An 18,321-nucleotide genomic window follows, 5' to 3' on the forward strand; every position below is an offset into this window, starting at 1 on the left:
ACCTGCGACCTGCGACCTGCGACCTGCGACATTATACGCAAATTCTTTCATTCTTGTCAACCTCCTTAATACTTAAAAAATTTATTCCCTCCGCATGAATTCTATCACACAGAGGGATTTATTAACAAACAAATTTAATTTATTCGTCCTTAACAACTTTTATAGCTAACTCGTCAAGCCTTTCCTGTTCGACAACATCGGGAGCTCCTGACATTAAGCACTGTGCTTTCTGAGTTTTCGGGAATGCCATGACATCGCGTATAGAATTCCCCTCACAAAGCAGCATAACGAGTCTATCAACTCCGAGTGCGAGTCCCCCGTGCGGAGGCGTTCCATATGATAAAGCGTCAAGAAAGAATCCGAATCTCCTTTTAGCTTCTTCGGGGGTAATGCCTAGACACTTAAATAATCTCGCTTGAATTTCAGGATCGTGAATTCTTATAGAACCTCCGCCGACCTCGTTGCCGTTAAGAACACAATCATATGCGCGTGCCAGTGCGTGTTCGGGGTCATTTTCCATCATGTCGGGATCTTCATCAAGTGCAGGCGAAGTAAACGGATGATGCATTGCTACCCAGCGTTTTTCGTCCGCGCTCCACTCAAATAAGGGGAATTTAGTAACCCATAAAAATTTCCAGTTATCGGGCGAATTGTCAAATAAATCTGCACGGCTCCGGCCAAGTTCGAGTCTCAATGTCCCTAAAATTTCGCAGGCCTTACCCCGTGAAGCATGGGCAACAATAAATAATGCGTCATCGGGCTGCATTTGTCCGAGTTCACGGACTTTGTCGACTTCTTCAGGAGTCAAAAATTTCACAAGAGGGCCTTTGAGTCCTCCGTCTTTATACAAGAAATTAGCGAGTCCTGATGTTCCAAGTTTAATAGCACGGGCTTCAAGATCCATTATTTCTTTACGTGAGAGAGCAGCACCGCCCGGAAGTCTTAACCCGCGAACGACTCCGCCTGATTCTAAAATTTTCTTGAATGGCTCAAAACCTGAATTCTTAAATGCCTCTGCTAAATCACATAATTCTAATTTTACGCGCAAATCCGGTTTATCACTGCCGAATCTGTCCATAGCTTCCCAGTAAGGCATTCTCAAGAAAGGCGTAGGAATGTCGACTCCACGAATCAGCTTAAATAATCCCTTCATATAGCCCTCGATTAAATTCATAATGTCATCTTCGACTATGTAACTCATTTCGATATCAACTTGAGTGAATTCGGGCTGTCTGTCTGCTCGCAAATCTTCATCTCTGAAACATCTTGCAATCTGATAATATCTATCAAAGCCGCTTATCATTAAAATTTGCTTGAATAACTGCGGGGACTGAGGGAGCGCGTAAAAGCAGCCTTGATTGACTCTACTGGGAACTAGATAATCTCTTGCGCCCTCCGGTGTTGCTTTAGTGAGCATGGGAGTCTCAAGTTCTACAAAATCACGTTCAGCTAAATAATTTCTTGTGAATGCGTTAATTTTTGCGCGGGTACGTAAATTTTTCTGCATTTTCTCTCGTCTCATGTCGAGATAACGATATTTCAGCCTTATATTTTCGTCAACATTGTCGGTCTCGTCGCCTACTTCAAACGGGAGAGGCTTGGCCTTAGACATAACAAGAAAATCGCTCGCAACAATTTCAATATTTCCTGTTTTAAGCTCCGGATTCTCTGTTCCTTCAGGTCTGATTCGCATTTTGCCTTTAACAGCTACACAATATTCATTTCTAAGAGCCGCAGCCATCTTGTGAATCTCTCCGGCTTCAGGATTGAACACGACTTGAATCGGCCCCGTCCAGTCCCATATTTCAATAAATATAATTCCGCCTAAATCTCTTCGTGCACGAACCCAGCCATTTGCGCGGACTTCTTGCCCAGCGTCTGACTCAGTGAATAAGCCGCAAAGACTCGTTCTCTGCCAAGTTTTATCAAATATTCTCGCCAAATTTGTAACATCCTTTCATGTCATCATGAAAATTTTTTATTTTACGGTGCATATTATAGCCTGTTTTGATTTCAGCAAGAATTAACGAGAAAATTTTAGCGAAAAATTGCGAGTCAAAAATTGCAATATAACAAAAATTTTTAGCTTTGTGAAGTGTTGCGATTACTTAAATTAAATCACATTTCTGTAGCTGTAAATGTAGCTGTAAAATTTGCAGTTTAACGAGCTAGAATCTCCCATAATTCTTCGTGAGTCGAGAAATTATTTTTTGCGCTTGAGTCAAATTCGCCTATGATTCTTGAATCTATATTATTAGCGTTTAATTTTTCTTGAGCGGCTTTCACTTTCACCGGAGAAATAACAGCTAATAACATTCCCGACGAGATTAAATTTAACGGGTCAAAATTTAATTTTTTCGCAGCCCGCCTTGTTAGCTCATGCACAGGAATTGAATCATCAAAAAATTTTATTCCCATTCCGCAGCCTCCTGAAGTCTCAAATAATGCTCCGTTTAAGCCGCCTTCTGTAGGGTCATGCATATAACGCGCGAATTCCCGCAAAATTTTAGCAGGCTTCATAATTGATAGATTATTGCTCCATGATTGAATTAATTTTATCTCGTCTTGAGTAAATATCTCAGCAAATAAATTTTCTTTATCCTGTGCAAGAATGCTCATTCCTTCAAGTCCCGCGTGGCCTGTCAATAAAATTTTATCGCCTTCACGAATATTTTTCGCGCTTAAATTATATTTCGTCATTCCCAGCATAGTGGCTGATATAACGGGCTGTGTATATTTATTTGTGAGTTCAGTATGTCCGCCAGCTATTGAGATATTTAACTCTTTACATGACTCGTGAATTTCGCGCATAATTGACTCGATAAATTTAACGCCCATTGAGTCAGGAATTATAAGCGTTACTATAAGCCAAGCAGGGTCGGCACCTTTGCAGGCTAGATCATTCGCATTAACGTGTACGAGTAATTTTCCGGCGTTTTTCTCCGCACCTGTTACAGGATCAGAAGCAGCAACAAGAATCCCGTTATTTACGCGAATTAATGCAGCGTCTTCACCGAGTCCCCCTCCGACTAATAAATCATCCCGTTTAGCTCCTGTGAAATCTAAGACGCTTTTACGCAATATATCAGGCTGTAATTTACCCGGCATTAATTTATTTGCTCCCCTTTCTGTGATTCTGCAAAAATTTCTATTAACATTCTCCCGCCCTTCTCAAGCCCTAATAAAGACGGCCGGCTTAAATATTTTTCCGGGATCTCGCATATTTTGACATTTTTCAACGCCCCCGCCCAGTGTCTTGAGTGAAAATCTTTCAGAGTCGTATTATTCATTGCTCCAGTCTGAATTATATAAATATCAAGATTTTTATTTGCGAGAGATTTTATCACACGTTCGAGTCCAAATGGAGCTATTGAACTCCCCGAACGCAAAGGCCGAACAGAATCAGCTATATTTATTCCGCCTGAAAGTTTTATTAAATTCGCTGCCCATGAGTCCGGAGCGCATGTGTGAATTTCTCGTGAAGTTGCCTCAATGAAGACTCGCGGCTTTGTCCTGATTCTTTCAGCTTGTCTGCTTATATCAGCGCGAATATTATTCAATTTATTTATTGCCGAGTCAGGATTCAAATTTAACTCGCTTGCTAGAATTCGCAAATATTCCGGGAAGTCTGACCAGTTAGGCGGATCAAGACTGATAATTTTTACTCCGGCGCGTTCGAGAATATTATATAAATTCGGGTTAATTCTCTGAGCAAAAGTCCGAGTTACTACTATATCAGGACTCAACGATAAAATTTTTTCAGCTCCCGACCTGATAGAGACTCGCGGCAAGTTAGGCAGTAAATCAACATCATCATTTTCTGACAGGGCAATTAAAATATTTTCACCTCCGAGCGCAAAAATATTATCAGAATGCCCGGGATATAGTGAAATCACCCGCAAATTTTGAGCATTCACAGGCGAAATTAACAAGAAAATAATTAGGCTCGCAAAAAAATAACGTCTTATAATAAATCACTCCTTCTATAAATATAATATCATTCAGGTAAAGCGCGCCACATTTCAGACGGGACGAATTCAGAATTATATAATTTATGCAGGATTTCAGGTGTAATATTTTCGCTCTTGTCAAGTGAAATTAATTCGCCGTTCCTTATGCCTATATAATAATTTGAGTACTCAAGCGATAAATTTATGTCGTGATTCGCTGTAATGATCGTTCGGCCCTTGCTTGTAAGATTGCGCAAAATCTCAAAGACTCCCGCAGCCTTACCCGGATCTAATGCGCTTGTAGGTTCGTCAAGTAATAAAATCTCCGTGTCTTGAGCAAGTGCAGCCGCTAAAAAAGTTAATTGCCTTTCTCCGTCTGATAATGAAGTTATTTCGCGTCCCAGTAAATGAGAAATTTTCATGATTTCAGCAGCTTGTATAATTAAATTCTCGTCTATATCATTCAAGTGTGAGAAAAGTTTTCTATATGGGAGCCGGCCAAGTGCAATAATTTCACGAACACTGAAGCAATATGACGGCCTGAAATTCTTATCGCTCATCACAAAACTTACAGAACGGGCAAAATTTTTCCTGTTAAACTTGCTGACTTCATGAGAAAATAATTTCACGCTGCCTGAATAAAATTTTAAACCGGCCAAGACTCGTAAAAGAGTGCTCTTACCGCTGCCATTTGCCCCGATTAATGAGAATAACGCGCCGGAATTTATGCAAAAATTTAAATCTTTCAGGACTAAATTATTCCCGTAATTAGCAAATAAATTTTTTATTGTGTAAATTTCTCTCATGAGTCAAGATTATACATGACCTAAAATTTTTATTTCTGTTAATGCCTGATTGAGACAGAATCGCCGCAAAAATTTTCAAATTCCCGCCTGTTATAACCTGAAAAACTGAAATATTAATTTATCCCCCGCGCAAAGTGAGTCCCGCCCGCAAAATTTATCCCCCGCACATGCAAAAAAATTTATATAATTAACAAAAAATTTAATGATTATATACGGAGATGATTTATAACTTGGAAAAATTTATTGTCTTAATAATAATATTTCTTGCTGGTGTAAAAGCTCAAGCCCTGCCGGTGAGTTATGATTTACGCGCTGAGTCTCGGATTTCGCAAATAAATATTTCCGGAGATTCTGGCTCTGACTCGTGGGCGGTTGCTGCTGTAGGAGCTTTAGAGTCAAATTTTATGACTCAATATCATGATACAAGCATTAATTTATCGCAAAAAAATTTAATCCTGAACGCTCAAGAATTCAACGACGAATTTACGACAACTGCAATTTTATCAAGAATGCCGGAATTATATAATCTGCGCTTGAAAAGTGTATATTACATGTCGCGATTTATGCCGTTCGATCCTGATTTTATAAGCACTGAGACCCGCAAAAAATTAATCATGAATCACGGGGCAATTTACGCAGGGATTTATTTAGATTCCGGAAAATTTGATCAGCGCGGAAAATTTATAACATATTTCAACAACTCACACGGGAGAAATATAAATCTCAACGTCTTAATTATCGGCTGGGATGATAACTTCCCGCTGCACTATTTCACACCGAGACCGGCTCAAAAAGGGGCATGGCTCATAAAAGCAAATAATAAATATTTCTGGACTCCCTATGAGCAGAATATCAGGGGCGGGGCGGCATTTATTCTTGAAAAATTTAATCCTGACACGAGAATTTATTTACATGACAAGCTGGGCTATAACGAGTCTATAAAATTTTCATGGGCCGCAAATATTTTCAGAGTCCGTGAAGATCTAGAATATTTTAGTGAAGCGGCTTTCTATACCCCGTTAAATAATATGAACTGGGATTTATATTTTTATGAATGCGGGAATATTTGCCCGGACTCGCCCGTGTCAGGAATAATGAAGGCTCATTTATCCGGAAAATTTGAGCTTGCAGGCTATCACACTGTAAAATTTCCTGAAAAAATATCACTCTGGCAGGGAGAATATTTTGCAGTTGTCCTAAAACTTGGCCGGGTAATCATGCCGGTTAGTTATTCAGGAGATAATATAATAGAGCGAGAAAGCTATTTCTCTGAAGACGGGCAAAAATGGCAGGACGGGGCAAATTTTAATTTTAATGCATGTATAAAGGCTTTCACGGTGATTCAAGAATGAATATTATTAGCTATTTTTCACAGGACGCAATAAAATTTAACTCGCATGTATAATTAACGGTGATTCAAGAATGAAAAAATTTTGTGTGATAATCTTTATATTTTTGCTAGTAAAAGAGTCTCACGCGCTGCCGACTCGTTATGATTTGCGGGAATTTGTCTATAATATCATCACGGTGATTCAAAAATGAAAAAATTTTTTGCGATAATCTTTACATTTTTGCTAGTAAGAGAGTCTCACGTGCTGCCTTCACGTTATGACTTGTGCGAATATGGCTATAATATCATCATGGTGATTCAAGGATGAAAAAATTTTTTGCGATAATGTTTATATTTTTGCTGGTAAGAGAGTCTCATGCGCTGCCTTCACGTTATGATTTGCGGGAATTTGGCCGGGTCACGAGCGTTAAACATCAGGGAATTCCCGGACCTTGCTGGGCATTTGCGGCACTGGGATCTATGGAGTCGAACTGGCTGACTCAAAATTTAGGCGGGACTCCTGACTTGTCAGAAATGCACTTAGCTTATTATGCATATAGAGATAATAATAAACAAAAAAATTTCACGTCAAAATATAATAACGGGACATTAAGCCTAGAAGGTAATATATTTCTTGCGTCTGCTTTCTTGTCAAGATTATCGGGGCCTGCATTCGAGAAAGATTTTAGATATGACACCATGAATCTTGATAATGTCAAAAAATTTGCTGCAAAAAATAATCCTGAAGATTTTAGACGGCCTATGAGATTGAGAGAAGCATATTTTATGTCATTTAGTGAGAATCCATCGGACTCAATCAAGAAAGAATTAATAATTAATCACGGCGCAATAGTAATATCATTCTGGCATAAGCTAAATAATTTTCACGGAGATACTTATTTTAACAATAACGGCAAGCAAACGAATCACGACGCTTTATTAATAGGCTGGGACGATAATTTTTCGCGGGACAATTTCAGCCCTAAACCGTCAAGAAACGGAGCATGGCTCGTAAAAAATTCTTTCGGGTCAAATACCGGCTTTTTCTGGCTGTCATATGAGCAATTTATAACCGGCGGGACTGCTTTTATAGTTGAACGTGATAAAACTAGGCTGCATTGTTATTATCATGATGATCTAGGAATTTGCGGGATATTAAAATATTCGTGGGCAGCTAATATTTTCAGGATTCAGACTCGCAAAGAGACTCTAAAGGAAATAGGCTTTTACACGACTAAGAATAATACGGAATTCGAAATATTTATTTATTCGAGCGGTGAGAGATTCCCGGACTCTCCTGTAAATGGCCAGTTACTTGTAAATTTTTCAGGCAATATTAAATATCCCGGCTATCACTGTGTAAATTTGCCCGAAAGTATAAATTTTAGCAAGAATGAATATTTTTCGGTCGTGCTGAAAACGTCAAATAAATCAATGCCAGTTGAGACTCGAGTCAAAAATTTTTCTGATAATGCAATTATTAACGAGCATGAAAGCTATTTTTCACATGACGGCATAAACTGGCAGGATGGCAAAAAATTAAATTCAAACGCTTGTATTAAGGCATTCACTATTACGAGATAAATATAAAATAAATCCCGGCCATTGTGTTATTTGACCGGGAATAAAGTTTTGTTATTCGGGCTGAATCTCATTTGATTCAGGTTCGGGCGGTTCGATGGGCTGAGGCTGTTTATTGAATTCGTCGACCTCGTCTAAATATTTCTCGAACTCCCAAATATCCAGCTCCTGTTCCAGCTTGATAATCGTCCCGTAAACTTCGCGGGCCTTTGCTTTATTCAATGGCTGACTCGTTAGTGCTTCCTCAAGATCTACATATAATTTTGCGATTTCTGCTGCATTCCCGCGCATTTCTTTGGGCATATCGGGCGCGAACATTGAGTCAAATCCCCTGTGATGACGGCCAAAATCACCGTGTGCAAACGCTGAACCCGCAAATAACATTACGCTGATTATCACGAGCAATAATGCAAATTTTCTCATGAATAAATCACCCTGCTTTTATTACTTCTTAAGCTGCTTTGTTAAGTCATTGAGTGAAGGTTTTTGCGGCTTAATATCAGCTGAAGGAAGATTTTTTTGTATTTGCTGCGTTGCCTGATTCTTGATTTCCTTCTTAACTTGTTCCTTGACGACTTCTTTTGCTGCTCCTGATAGATCCTGAGCAAATGCAGCTGTCGACAAACTTAATGCGATAACAAATGCTGCTAATATAAATCTCTTCATGATAAATAAAAAATTTCTCCTTTCTCATGTTATAGCGCAATTATTATATTACCTTCTCGGCGGCATTGGACGAGGTCCGGGTCCGGGTCTAGGTCCTGGGCGTGGTCCGGGCATGGGTCTCGGAAGTGGGTGCGGAGGACGACGAGGGCTGGGGGGCGGTGCAAATCTCGGCGCAGGTCTTGGCATTGGTCGCGGGCCGGGTCCAAATCGCGGGCCGGGTCGTGGGCCAAATCTCGGTCCATGCGGCGGCGGTGGAGGCGGAGGCGGTACAGGTCGCGGTCGTACAAATTCCGGTGGTCTATGAGGCGGCGGTGCGAATCTCGGACCGGGACGTGGGCCGGGCATTGGTCGCGGGCCGGGTCTGAATCTTGGGCCGGGTGCGAATCTCGGCGGTCTCGGAGCAGGTGCATATATGTGAGCTGCGTCTGTCTTGCCGTCTTTACCAGTTAGAGCCGTCATCGCTGACTCTTTAGCATTTGCAGACTCAACGACAAATAAAACACTTCCGACTGCTATTACTGCTAAAATTATTGCTAGAGTACGTTTCATTTTTTGAACCTCCTTGTTTATATTAATTATTAATTTCAACGCTGATAAAATAACAGTAAAATATGAGCGTCATATGAATTATAAATGAAAAATTTGTGAAGGAGTAATATATAAATCATGAAAATTTTAATCGTTGAAGATGAGAAATCTATTTCTGAAGTAGTAAGTGCTTATGCCAAACGCGAGGGACTCGATACTATATGCGCATTTGACGGAGTTGAGGCTTTGAAATTATTTGACAGTGAACAGCCTGATTTAGTCATTCTTGATTTAATGCTGCCTAAATTGAACGGTGAAGAAGTTTGCAGGAGAATCCGCGAGAAATCAAATACTCCCGTTATAATGCTTACGGCCAAGAGCAGCGAGTCCGATGTTGTGTCAGGTCTTGACTTAGGAGCAAATGACTATGTAGCAAAACCCTTCAGTCCACGCGTATTAATGGCTCGAATCCGTGCACAGTTAAGACCTAGAGAAGGCCGGGAGATTCGCGATAATTTAGCGTCGGGAACTTGTGCGGACGGCAGAATCGAAATTGACCCCGAACGTGTAGAAATCCGCAAAGATGGAGTCGTAATTCCTGTAACTAAAAGCGAGTTCTTAATTTTCTCGACTCTTGCTTCAAAACCTGTGCGAACTTGGTCACGCGAGGAAATAATACGCTCGGCACTCGGTGATGATTATGACGGCTTTGACAGGACTATTGACACGTATATAAAGAATTTGCGCAAGAAATTAGCAGAGCCGGGACACGAAAACGGCTGGATCAAAACTATATACGGATTCGGCTATAGACTCGATGATGAGAAATAATAAATCATTGCGTTCACATTTTTTGCTGCTTTATGTATTGCTTGCTGTATTAAGCGGTGTTGTTGTGCCTTCACTGGGAGTCAGACTCAGCGCAAACGCCTTCAGAAATTATCAGATTGACAGACGGCAGGCCGATTTGGAAAATTTAAGCGACTCGCTGATAAAACTCTACAATGAAGAAGGGGGAGTCTGGGAACGCCGCAGAGTTATGGACATCTTACACCCAGCCCCTCAATGGTTCGGAATGATTATCACTCTGAAAGACTCAGAAGGCCGAGAAATTTTCACATTGCGTCCCATGCCGCCCAGAGTCCCCGAAATAAGAACGTCAAGATTAAGAAGTCAGGAAATTTCAGAGCAACGAGTCAACCGTGAAAGAGAATTAGAGAGATTCACATTAAATCTTGAATCAAATAATAAAATTATAGGCAGTCTTGAAATTGTGCGCAGACTCCCGTCCGGACGTTATGAGGCTTCATTTATAAGTTACTTGACCCGCTATACTTTGGCAGGAGCGTTTATAATGATTCTGGCAGCTTGCGGACTTGGCTATATTGTTGCAGGTCGACTCAGCAGGCCGGTATTAAAGGCAATCGAACGAACTAGGCAAATTTCACGGGGCGAATATGATTCAGAAGAGACTCTAAAATCTTCAGGGATCCGGGAACTTGACGCACTCACAAAAGGAGTCAGGGATTTAGCGAGATCTTTGGCAGGTCAGGAAAAATTACGGCGGCGTTTAATGGTCGACGTTGCGCACGAATTAAAGACTCCTTTAACGGTTGTAATGACTCAGATCGAGGCAATTTCTGACGGGATTCTTGACGCGACTCCTGAAAGATTAAATCTTTGTGTGAGTGAAATGCAGAGACTCAGCGGTTTAATCGGAAATGTTGAGACTTTGACGCGCTTAGAAGGTGAGACTCTGGCGATTCACACTGAAATTGTGAACATGAAAAAATTTCTTGAGCCTGTTCTTGAGAGTTTTGCGCCCCTGTTTGAGAAATCGGGAATAAATTTTTACAGCGAACTATCAGAAAATATCTTGTGTGAAATCGATATAGACAGCTTCAGACATGTAATAGATAATTTGCTTTCAAATGCTAATAGATACACGAATTCGGGCGGGCGTGTTGCTTGCAAGTTATATCGCGAAAATAATAATGCAATTATCGAAATAAGCGACACAGGAATCGGAATATCAGATAAAGATTTGCCGAACATTTTCGAACGATTCTACAGGACTGACGAGTCACGCGCAAGAGTTACAGGAGGCAGCGGAGTCGGTCTCGCAATAGTAAAGGCATCAGTTGAAGCTCACGGGGGGAGAATTTCAGTTACTAGCAAGAAAGGTGAAGGGAGCTGCTTTAAAATTTCGTTGCCTCTCCCGTAAAAATTTTTATGAGTTATTGCACTCAAGCGCGAGTCCCTCAAAAAATGAGTGCTTGAGCTTATAATTTATTTTGTCGTACCAACTTATATCAGCGAGCGTGTCAGGTTCGCCGGTTCGTGAAGGTATTGCGCCGAATTCGAGAATAGATTTTGAATGAGTCTGACTGTGTAAGAATTCTATTATTTCACGGATTGAATGACTTTCGCCCGTTCCTATGGGTAAAGCGTGAAAGCCCGTAAAATTTGCTTGAATGAGCCTATTTATTATATTGATTATATCTTCAACGTGAATAATATCGCGTTTCTGAAGTCCTTGCGTTAATTTCAGGGGAGAATTATTTATTAATTTGAGAATGCTGCTTTTAATAAATCGTCCTGAAGGTTCTTGCGTGAATTGCCCCCCCCCCATTGTGTAAATTACGTAATTCGCCTTAAAACATTTCGAGTTTAAGCTCAATAAAGTTTAATAGATTCTCGTTTTCGCTGAAGAATTGCCCAAGACTCGCTAATTGAGACTTTGAGAAACTGTACATGTTAAATTTATCGGGTAAACTCGTTCCCATTGTCATGTAATTTGCGACTTTGTATTTTGCGGCCAAGTTTAGAATTTTCGCGGGGAAAAATAAATTTGCATCTAACATGTCATAATAAAACGAGTCATTTTGCTTGTATACACATGCTGAATTAATAACCCAGTCATATTTTGCGCGCTGTAATTCGTTCTCGATCTCGTGTGAGTCATTTAATATTAATTTCGCGCGTTTATCGAGTTTTGCAGTGTTTGAACTTGGCCGCGGATTATTGCTGTCAGTTCGTGGCCGGAATTAATTAATGCAGCTGCAATATTTGAGCCTAAATACCCCGTCGCACCTAATAAAATAATTCTCATATTGATTCACCTTGCAATTTCTTGAGTCTGTACATAGTGGCAATATACGAGCATATAAATTTGAATAAATCGCGCTTTGACTCCCCGTAAAGTCTTTGATTGAATGATATGGGAATCTCTGCGATTTTTACGTCAGGAAATTTTTTAACGAGCTTGATTAATATTTCTTCTACTATGTCAAAATTATCGCACGTTAATTTTATAGCTTTGAGTTTGGCCGCGTCATAAATTCTGAAACTGTCTGACACGTCATGAATCTTCAGCCCGAATGAAAATTTATAGCAGATATTCAGGACTCTTGACATTAAGCGCAAAATAAAAGGGTTGTCCGTGCTGCCTCCCTTTGTGTAACGAGAACCGGCTACAACGTCAAAATTTTTTGTAGTAACTGTCTCATAAAGCCGTGTTATATCTTCAGGATTATGCGATGAGTCAGCGTCCATGATAATAATATATTTTCCTGAACATGAATTTATGCCCGTTCTTATAGCGTCGCCGTAGTTATTGCCGCCGATTCTGGGAATATAACGCACGTTTTCAAATTCTGCGCAGATTTCAGGAGTTGAATCTTTCGGAGTCTCTGTGTCGACTATAATAATTTCTAACTCAAATATAAATTTTTTGAGTATATTATTAATCTTAGGCAGTAAAATTTTTAAGTTCTCGCCCTCTTCATAGCAAGGCATCATAATAGAAAGCTCAATCATATAAGAGCCTCCGCCCATTTGAGCATTTTATCAATTCCATTGTCAGCAGTAATTTTAGGAGCCCAGCCTATAGCATTATGAATCTTGCTGATATCAGCAACAAAAATTTTTTGATCGCTTATTCTCGGCGGGAGTTGTGTATATTGTAATTCTACATCAAGTTTTGACTCAAGAATTGCGAATAACTCAAGCAGTGAAAGAGATTGCTTCATAGTTCCGCCGATATTAAATACTTGACCTGAAATTTTCTCGGAATTCTCCAGCGCAGTGTAATAAAGATTTATCATGTCTTCAGCGTGTAAAATGTCTCTGACTTGTTTGCCGTTGCCTGAAATCGTAAAAGGTTCTGAGTCAGGATTCTTTTTCCGTTCGAGAGCCTTTGCGCAAAACCATCCGACCCAGCCTTGATCATAAGTCGCGAATTGTCTGCCTCCGTACATTGAAGAGTGCCTGAATATTATTGTCTTTGTCCCGAAAATTCTATGATAATCGAGCATATATTGATCCGCAGCACCTTCTGAGCAGCCATATGGAGATCTGAAATCAAGCGGCACAGATTCATTAAAGCCGTCCGGGAATTCTTGGCAAATATAGCGCGTTTCATTCTCGTAATAATTATATTGCTCTAAATCGCCGTAAACTTTATTAGTTGACGAGAAAATCATAACAGTATCAGGACTGTAAAGCCTTATGGAGTCAAGTACGTTCAGAGTTCCCAGCGTGTTGACCTGAAAATCTTTATACGGATCAGAAATTGAAGTAGTCATTGCGACCTGCCCGGCCAAGTGAAATATTGCGTCAAATTTTCCGGACTTAATGACTCGTTCTACATCGTTGCGGTTTCTTGTATCACCGTGAATAAATGTAAAATTGCCCGGTTTAGATTTCAGCCATTCGAGATTACTTGCTGACCCGTAGCGCGATAAATTATCAAGGACTGTGATATTATAGCCCCGTTCAAGACCTGCAGAGGCCAAATTACTCCCTAGAAAACCGCAGCCCCCGTTAATTAAAATTTTCATTCAATAAAATATGCCTACTGTCATTAACTATCAAAATTTATGCGTTCTTCCTCGATTACAAGCGGGCGATTCATGAGTCTGTGATTTATGCTGATTACGCACTCGCCTATTAGTCCGAGAAAGATTAACACAACAGCACCCAGAAAGAACATGCCTATTAATATCGGCGCGACTCCTGCGTTAAAAGTGTCCCACCAGATTAATTTTGACACGAGATAAAATATTCCGATTAAGAGACTCGCAAAACCTGTTAAGAATCCCATAAAAGTAGCCGCCCTGAGTCCCATTTTCGTATAGGCTGTAAATCCCTTCATTGCGACATTATAAAGCGTGAAAAAATTATGATGGCTCTTCCCTGCTCGTCTCTTTGGCTGGGTATATTTGATGATTTTAATTTTATAGCCGAGTTCCGCAACTATACCGCGCAAAAATGGAGCTGAATCCTTCAAATCCCGTAAAACTTGAATAAATGACCTATCATAGAGTCCGAATCCCGTGAAGTGTTCTATTTGTTGAATATCAGAAAAATTTTTCATGAATTTATAATAACATGATCTCAAGAAATACATTAATTTATTCTCTTTGCTGTGAGATTTCTGCATGACGATAATTTTATTGCCTTCTTCCCATGATTTTACCATTTCGGGAATTAGCTCGACAGGATCTTGAAAGTCGCAGGCGCATAATATAACACAATCTCCGCTAGTTTGCATTAAAGCATGATAGGGAGAATTCAAATCACCGAAATTTTTTGCGTTGAAGATAGCTTTTATTTTATGATTGTCCGAGCAGATTTGCCGCAAAAGTCCACGAGTCCCGTCCGTAGAATTATTATCTATAAATATTATCTCGTAATCGTAATTATTAAGCTGACTTGTTAAAATATTTGTAACGGCCCCGCTCATAGGGACAACATTTTCAAACTCGTTATAACATGGAATAACGACACTAATTTTTTTCATGCGCTGCGATTGCTCCTATCTAAATTTATTCTAATAAAATATTTGTATATTCTCTTATTTCGTTGATAAGGTCAAGTATTTTGTTAAATATTTATGCTTCATATAAAAATAGACCCGGATTTTACTCCGAGTCCGCGAAAAATTTTATTTATTTTACTCTTCGTCCATTCCGTCCTGATAGAATTCACCGAATAGAGCTTGTAATGACGGCATATCTTCAAGAATAGGACGAGCTACCCACGTTGTATTCATATAGTGTTTTAACGTGATATTTTCGCTTACGATATTTCCGCCCCATGTCCCGCAGCCCATTGAGTTAGTAGGAGGCATTCCGTTTGTTGCGCTTCCTGCATTGCCGCGATTGTTAGGCTGGCGAATCATACAGCGTGATACTGGCGCGCACATTCCGAGACGGTGAATATGATCATCATCAAACGAGTAAAGCCCGCAAGAATGTCCCTTACCGCCTGCCTTGTCAAAAATTTCCTGCATAATGTCAAGTGCTGTCTGGAACTCTCCGCCGTATTTGAATAGCGTTAATAGAGTCGTTAATTTCTCGGTCGAGAAGAAATGTTCTTTGCCGATACATTTTTTAATATCGTCTGCGTTATTAATCGTAAAGCCCTCTTTCTGGCCGTTATTGGGAACTGCTATAAATTTACGGTCAGCAGGAATCGTGAAGCCGGCTTTTTCCGCAAGTGCCTGCGCAGATATAGCTACAGTGTCAGGGAGTCTGTGTCCTGTCTCGTCCCACATAACTTTTTTAATGGCTTCGGCCTGTTCCCACGTGGGAATATATGCGCCCTCTTTGATTAAGCCCTCGACAAAATTGTCATAGACTGACTCATGAACGATTAAATTTCCGTCGCACGAACACCCTGAGCCGAAATCTGAACACTTTGATATTCTTGTATTCATTGCTGCTTCATAAGCGCGTTCCTTGGTGTCTGCTGTATTGTCTACTATGACCGTAGAATTTCCTGCGCCTGATCCATAAGCCGGAACTCCTGAAGAATAAGCAGATCTTACCATCGGGCGGCCTCCTGTTGCTATTACCATGTCGACCATCTTCATTAATTCCTGAGTAAGAGTAATGCTCGGCTCTTCAATTGCTTGAATAATATCAGCTGGTGCGCCTTCACGTTCGAGAACTCCGCGAATAATATTTACTGTCTTGCAAGTAACTTTTTTCGCTCTGGGATGAGGTGAGCAGATAAGGACATCACGGGCTTTGACGGCGTAAATTGCTTGGCCTGCAGGAGTTACGCAGGGATTTGTAGTCGGTACAAGAGTCGCAATGACTCCGACGGGCTTAGCATATTTCACGAGACCTTTTTCAGGATTTGACTCGATTATGCCTACACTTTTTTGACGTAAACAATCACGCAGGATTAATTTTAACTTGTTGCGCTTATTACGTTTTGTAACTTTATCGCCGAGTCTAGTCTCGTCAACTGCCTCGTCGCAAATCGGCCCCCATACTTTGAGCGGATATAATGCTGCACAAATTGCCCGGCAAAGATGATCGACTCGTTCCTGATCATAAGTTGCGATTACTGCTGCGGCTGCCTTTGCTTTCTTGACCATTTCTTCAAGCATTGCTATTTCTTCGGGTGTTACTTCATGATGTGCCATTTCTAAAAAATTTCTCCCTTCTTAAGAATGAAATAATTATATATATATTACTTTGTTATGTGCGATTTTGCATGACTGGGCGGAATATATTTTCCGTCTGAGTCCTTCTTTACGAGCTTGCCATTCTTGACTAAATCATTAGGCGTGTAAATATCGTTAATGTTCCAGCATCCGGGAGTCGGGACTGCGATATTTTCCATAATTGCTTCGACTAAGAACGGGCGGCCGGCTTTGTTAGCTTCAACGGCTTTTGCGAGTGCGGGGGCGAGTTCGTCAGCTGAATTAACGCGGATTGATTCGACTCCGTAACCTTTAGCGACTTCTGCCCAGTTTGGCGAATAGACTTCACCATTTGGAGTCTGGAAAGTTGTCCCGAATTTAGTATGATAATTTGCGTTCTCAAGTCCTGCTATAGTTCCGAATGCGCAATTATTCATAACAAGCCATGTGCAGGCGATTCCCTGTTCTACTGCTGTAGCCATACAAGTGGGATTTACGCCAAATCCGCCGTCGCCGATTAAAGCAAGACAAATTTTATCAGGAGCCGCAATTTTGCCGCCTAATACTGCACTCGCCCCGAATCCCATAGTTGCGAGTCCTGACGAATGATGAACAGTTCCGGGGATTGTAATGTCATACTGCTGGGCGACTCCGTTTTTATTCCAGCCTACATCGGTGAAAATTAACGCGTCCTCAGGTAATGCGGCCTTCAAGTCTTTAAGGATTCTCTGCGGAGTCATAGGGAATCGACTATCATTCGAGATTGCAACGTTTGAGGCTTTGAATTCTTCTTTTGCCTTTGCTATTTTCTCTCTGAGTCCTTCTCGTTTGATTCCATTCGGGCAAATTTTCTTTGCTTCGTCTAATATTTGTGCGAGTGCTAATTTCAAATCTGCTACTGCTCCAATTTCAACGGGGTAATTTCTGCCGATTTCCGACGGGTCTATATCTATCTGCAAAAATTTAGTAACTGACGGATCAAATGTAACTCCCTGATACCAGCTTGAGGAGTCGGCCTCCGCAAAACGTGTACCGAGCGCAAGAATTACATCAGCATTTAACGTGAATTCATGAGTATGAGCAAGTCCCCAGAATCCCGTCTGACCTATCATTAATGGGTGTAAATCACTGACACAGCCATGACCCATTAAAGTCCGTGAAATGGGAATATCAAGAAATTCTGCGAGTGCTGCCAGTTCATTAGATGCCTGAGCAAGTAAGACTCCCCCGCCTGCGTGAATAACGGGACTCTTTGCCTCGACTAATTTTTTAGCGATTTCCTTTGCTGCTGCGGGATCAAGTGCCGGCTTCATAGTTATATGACTGTCATTATAAGTGCGTGCAAATAAGTCCGACTCAATTTCGCGCGACCATATATCCATAGGCATGTCAATTAAAACGGGTCCGGGGCGGCCTGACTCAGCGAGCCTGAATGCTTTATCAAGAATATCGGGCAGTGCTTCGGGGTCGTCAACTCTCCAACAGCGTTTACAAACCGGCTCAAGCATTCTATATTGAGTCGCGTCTCCGTGCATATTGACTTCTTGATGAGGGTGCTTGCCGTAATAATAACTGGGAACATCTCCGGCAAAAATTACCATAGGAATCGAATCAAATGCGGCATTTGCTACACCGGTCAAAACGTTCGTAATTCCCGGGCCTAAGTGGCACATTACAACAGAAGCCTTGTGAGTTACCCGCGCATAACCGTCCGCAGCAGTTGAAGCTACAGCCTCATGACGATTTGATATATATTTAATTTTCTTGCTGCGTGAAAGTGCGTCAAGCATTCCAATTACAGTATGACCGCAAAGGCCAAATATATATTCTACTCCCCTGCGTTCGAGGTAATCGGTTATAAGCTCAGATACTAATTTTTTGCTCATACTGACAAATCCTCCTTATTAAAGATTAAAGATATAAAAATTTTCATGAAATTATGATATGTGAATAAAATATAACTCAAAAAAATTTTTAGTCAACGCGTTAAATACTTAGACTCTAAGTAAGAATATTTCTATT

Annotated in this window: 19 protein-coding genes; 4 read left to right on the forward strand and 15 right to left on the reverse strand. The window is 40.7% G+C overall.

What is annotated here, in order from left to right:
* Nucleotides 1-139: 139 nt before the first annotated feature.
* The 4 genes from aspS to IJS99_07185 all read right to left on the reverse strand — a co-directional run bounded on the left by aspS (nucleotide 140) and on the right by IJS99_07185 (nucleotide 4,756).
* A complete protein-coding gene (gene aspS / locus IJS99_07170; GenBank protein MBQ7561595.1) occupies nucleotides 140-1,942 on the reverse strand; it encodes an aspartate--tRNA ligase in 1,803 nt (600 codons plus the stop codon).
* Nucleotides 1,943-2,160: 218 nt separating this feature from the next.
* Complete coding sequence (locus tag IJS99_07175) at nucleotides 2,161-3,108, reverse strand: AIR synthase family protein (protein ID MBQ7561596.1); 948 nt, start codon at nucleotides 3,106-3,108, stop codon at nucleotides 2,161-2,163.
* Entirely contained in the window at nucleotides 3,108-3,932 is an 825-nt protein-coding gene (locus IJS99_07180; protein MBQ7561597.1) for an ABC transporter substrate-binding protein, read from the reverse strand. The genes IJS99_07175 and IJS99_07180 overlap by 1 nt, the downstream gene beginning before the upstream one ends.
* 65 nt (nucleotides 3,933-3,997) lie before the next feature.
* A complete protein-coding gene (locus IJS99_07185; protein MBQ7561598.1) occupies nucleotides 3,998-4,756 on the reverse strand; it encodes an ABC transporter ATP-binding protein in 759 nt (252 codons plus the stop codon).
* Nucleotides 4,757-4,986: 230 nt separating this feature from the next.
* On the opposite strand from IJS99_07185, the gene IJS99_07190 reads away from it, so the two are divergent.
* Both IJS99_07190 and IJS99_07195 read left to right on the forward strand, forming a co-directional pair.
* The gene (locus tag IJS99_07190) at nucleotides 4,987-6,108 is read left to right on the forward strand and encodes a hypothetical protein (GenBank protein ID MBQ7561599.1); all 1,122 of its coding nucleotides are present in this window, start codon (nucleotides 4,987-4,989) and stop codon (nucleotides 6,106-6,108) included.
* A gap of 302 nt (nucleotides 6,109-6,410) precedes the next feature.
* Entirely contained in the window at nucleotides 6,411-7,670 is a 1,260-nt protein-coding gene (locus IJS99_07195; GenBank protein ID MBQ7561600.1) for a hypothetical protein, read from the forward strand.
* A 51-nt stretch (nucleotides 7,671-7,721) separates the two neighbouring features.
* Here IJS99_07195 and IJS99_07200 read toward each other — a convergent pair whose 3' ends face one another.
* From IJS99_07200 to IJS99_07210, 3 genes are read right to left on the reverse strand one after another with little or no spacing between them, the layout of a single operon-like run.
* On the reverse strand, nucleotides 7,722-8,090 hold the full coding sequence (locus IJS99_07200) for a hypothetical protein (GenBank protein ID MBQ7561601.1): 369 nt from the start codon (nucleotides 8,088-8,090) through the stop codon (nucleotides 7,722-7,724).
* 21 nt (nucleotides 8,091-8,111) lie between these two features.
* Nucleotides 8,112-8,333 (reverse strand): hypothetical protein, encoded by a 222-nt coding sequence (locus IJS99_07205; GenBank protein ID MBQ7561602.1) that lies wholly within the window; start codon nucleotides 8,331-8,333, stop codon nucleotides 8,112-8,114.
* A 48-nt stretch (nucleotides 8,334-8,381) separates the two neighbouring features.
* Nucleotides 8,382-8,882 (reverse strand): hypothetical protein, encoded by a 501-nt coding sequence (locus tag IJS99_07210; protein ID MBQ7561603.1) that lies wholly within the window; start codon nucleotides 8,880-8,882, stop codon nucleotides 8,382-8,384.
* A 117-nt stretch (nucleotides 8,883-8,999) separates the two neighbouring features.
* On the opposite strand from IJS99_07210, the gene IJS99_07215 reads away from it, so the two are divergent.
* Together IJS99_07215 and IJS99_07220 are read left to right on the forward strand one after the other, a co-directional pair.
* Nucleotides 9,000-9,692, forward strand: a complete 693-nt coding sequence (locus IJS99_07215; GenBank protein ID MBQ7561604.1) for a response regulator transcription factor — start codon at nucleotides 9,000-9,002, stop codon at nucleotides 9,690-9,692.
* Between the two features lie 7 nt (nucleotides 9,693-9,699).
* Nucleotides 9,700-11,085, forward strand: coding sequence for a HAMP domain-containing histidine kinase (locus IJS99_07220; protein ID MBQ7561605.1), 1,386 nt, complete (start codon nucleotides 9,700-9,702; stop codon nucleotides 11,083-11,085).
* A gap of 6 nt (nucleotides 11,086-11,091) precedes the next feature.
* Here the strand turns inward: IJS99_07220 and IJS99_07225 are convergent, their stop codons facing one another.
* The 8 genes from IJS99_07225 to IJS99_07260 all read right to left on the reverse strand — a co-directional run bounded on the left by IJS99_07225 (nucleotide 11,092) and on the right by IJS99_07260 (nucleotide 18,185).
* Nucleotides 11,092-11,493, reverse strand: coding sequence for a hypothetical protein (locus IJS99_07225; GenBank protein ID MBQ7561606.1), 402 nt, complete (start codon nucleotides 11,491-11,493; stop codon nucleotides 11,092-11,094).
* Nucleotides 11,494-11,515: 22 nt separating this feature from the next.
* A complete protein-coding gene (locus IJS99_07230) occupies nucleotides 11,516-11,725 on the reverse strand; it encodes a hypothetical protein (protein MBQ7561607.1) in 210 nt (69 codons plus the stop codon).
* Between the two features lie 107 nt (nucleotides 11,726-11,832).
* A complete protein-coding gene (locus IJS99_07235; GenBank protein MBQ7561608.1) occupies nucleotides 11,833-11,973 on the reverse strand; it encodes an NAD(P)-dependent oxidoreductase in 141 nt (46 codons plus the stop codon).
* Nucleotides 11,970-12,680, reverse strand: a complete 711-nt coding sequence (locus IJS99_07240; GenBank protein MBQ7561609.1) for a glycosyltransferase — start codon at nucleotides 12,678-12,680, stop codon at nucleotides 11,970-11,972. The genes IJS99_07235 and IJS99_07240 overlap by 4 nt, the downstream gene beginning before the upstream one ends.
* Nucleotides 12,677-13,702: a GDP-mannose 4,6-dehydratase gene (locus IJS99_07245; GenBank protein ID MBQ7561610.1), complete on the reverse strand. Its 1,026-nt coding sequence runs from the start codon at nucleotides 13,700-13,702 to the stop codon at nucleotides 12,677-12,679. The genes IJS99_07240 and IJS99_07245 overlap by 4 nt, the downstream gene beginning before the upstream one ends.
* 23 nt (nucleotides 13,703-13,725) lie before the next feature.
* Complete coding sequence (locus IJS99_07250; GenBank protein ID MBQ7561611.1) at nucleotides 13,726-14,664, reverse strand: glycosyltransferase family 2 protein; 939 nt, start codon at nucleotides 14,662-14,664, stop codon at nucleotides 13,726-13,728.
* Nucleotides 14,665-14,817: 153 nt separating this feature from the next.
* On the reverse strand, nucleotides 14,818-16,299 hold the full coding sequence (locus IJS99_07255; protein ID MBQ7561612.1) for an aldehyde dehydrogenase family protein: 1,482 nt from the start codon (nucleotides 16,297-16,299) through the stop codon (nucleotides 14,818-14,820).
* A gap of 47 nt (nucleotides 16,300-16,346) precedes the next feature.
* Nucleotides 16,347-18,185 carry a thiamine pyrophosphate-binding protein gene (locus IJS99_07260; protein MBQ7561613.1) on the reverse strand — a complete coding sequence of 613 codons (1,839 nt, stop codon included), beginning with the start codon at nucleotides 18,183-18,185 and terminating at the stop codon, nucleotides 16,347-16,349.
* Nucleotides 18,186-18,321: the final 136 nt, after the last annotated feature.

The organism is Synergistaceae bacterium (assembly GCA_017444345.1).
In the GTDB taxonomy this organism is placed as follows: domain Bacteria; phylum Synergistota; class Synergistia; order Synergistales; family Aminobacteriaceae; genus JAFUXM01.

Coding starts and splice junctions, on each gene's coding strand:
- IJS99_07195 (MBQ7561600.1), top strand. CDS start 6,411: ATGAAAAAATTTTTTGCGATAATGTTTATATTTTTGCTGGTAAGAGAG.
- IJS99_07250 (MBQ7561611.1), bottom strand. CDS start 14,664: ATGAAAAAAATTAGTGTCGTTATTCCATGTTATAACGAGTTTGAAAAT.
- IJS99_07230 (MBQ7561607.1), bottom strand. CDS start 11,725: ATGTTAGATGCAAATTTATTTTTCCCCGCGAAAATTCTAAACTTGGCC.
- IJS99_07200 (MBQ7561601.1), bottom strand. CDS start 8,090: ATGAGAAAATTTGCATTATTGCTCGTGATAATCAGCGTAATGTTATTT.
- IJS99_07185 (MBQ7561598.1), bottom strand. CDS start 4,756: ATGAGAGAAATTTACACAATAAAAAATTTATTTGCTAATTACGGGAAT.
- IJS99_07205 (MBQ7561602.1), bottom strand. CDS start 8,333: ATGAAGAGATTTATATTAGCAGCATTTGTTATCGCATTAAGTTTGTCG.
- IJS99_07255 (MBQ7561612.1), bottom strand. CDS start 16,299: ATGGCACATCATGAAGTAACACCCGAAGAAATAGCAATGCTTGAAGAA.
- IJS99_07235 (MBQ7561608.1), bottom strand. CDS start 11,973: ATGAGAATTATTTTATTAGGTGCGACGGGGTATTTAGGCTCAAATATT.
- IJS99_07215 (MBQ7561604.1), top strand. CDS start 9,000: ATGAAAATTTTAATCGTTGAAGATGAGAAATCTATTTCTGAAGTAGTA.
- IJS99_07260 (MBQ7561613.1), bottom strand. CDS start 18,185: ATGAGCAAAAAATTAGTATCTGAGCTTATAACCGATTACCTCGAACGC.
- IJS99_07240 (MBQ7561609.1), bottom strand. CDS start 12,680: ATGATTGAGCTTTCTATTATGATGCCTTGCTATGAAGAGGGCGAGAAC.
- IJS99_07175 (MBQ7561596.1), bottom strand. CDS start 3,108: ATGCCGGGTAAATTACAGCCTGATATATTGCGTAAAAGCGTCTTAGAT.
- IJS99_07225 (MBQ7561606.1), bottom strand. CDS start 11,493: ATGGGGGGGGGGCAATTCACGCAAGAACCTTCAGGACGATTTATTAAA.
- IJS99_07210 (MBQ7561603.1), bottom strand. CDS start 8,882: ATGAAACGTACTCTAGCAATAATTTTAGCAGTAATAGCAGTCGGAAGT.
- IJS99_07245 (MBQ7561610.1), bottom strand. CDS start 13,702: ATGAAAATTTTAATTAACGGGGGCTGCGGTTTTCTAGGGAGTAATTTG.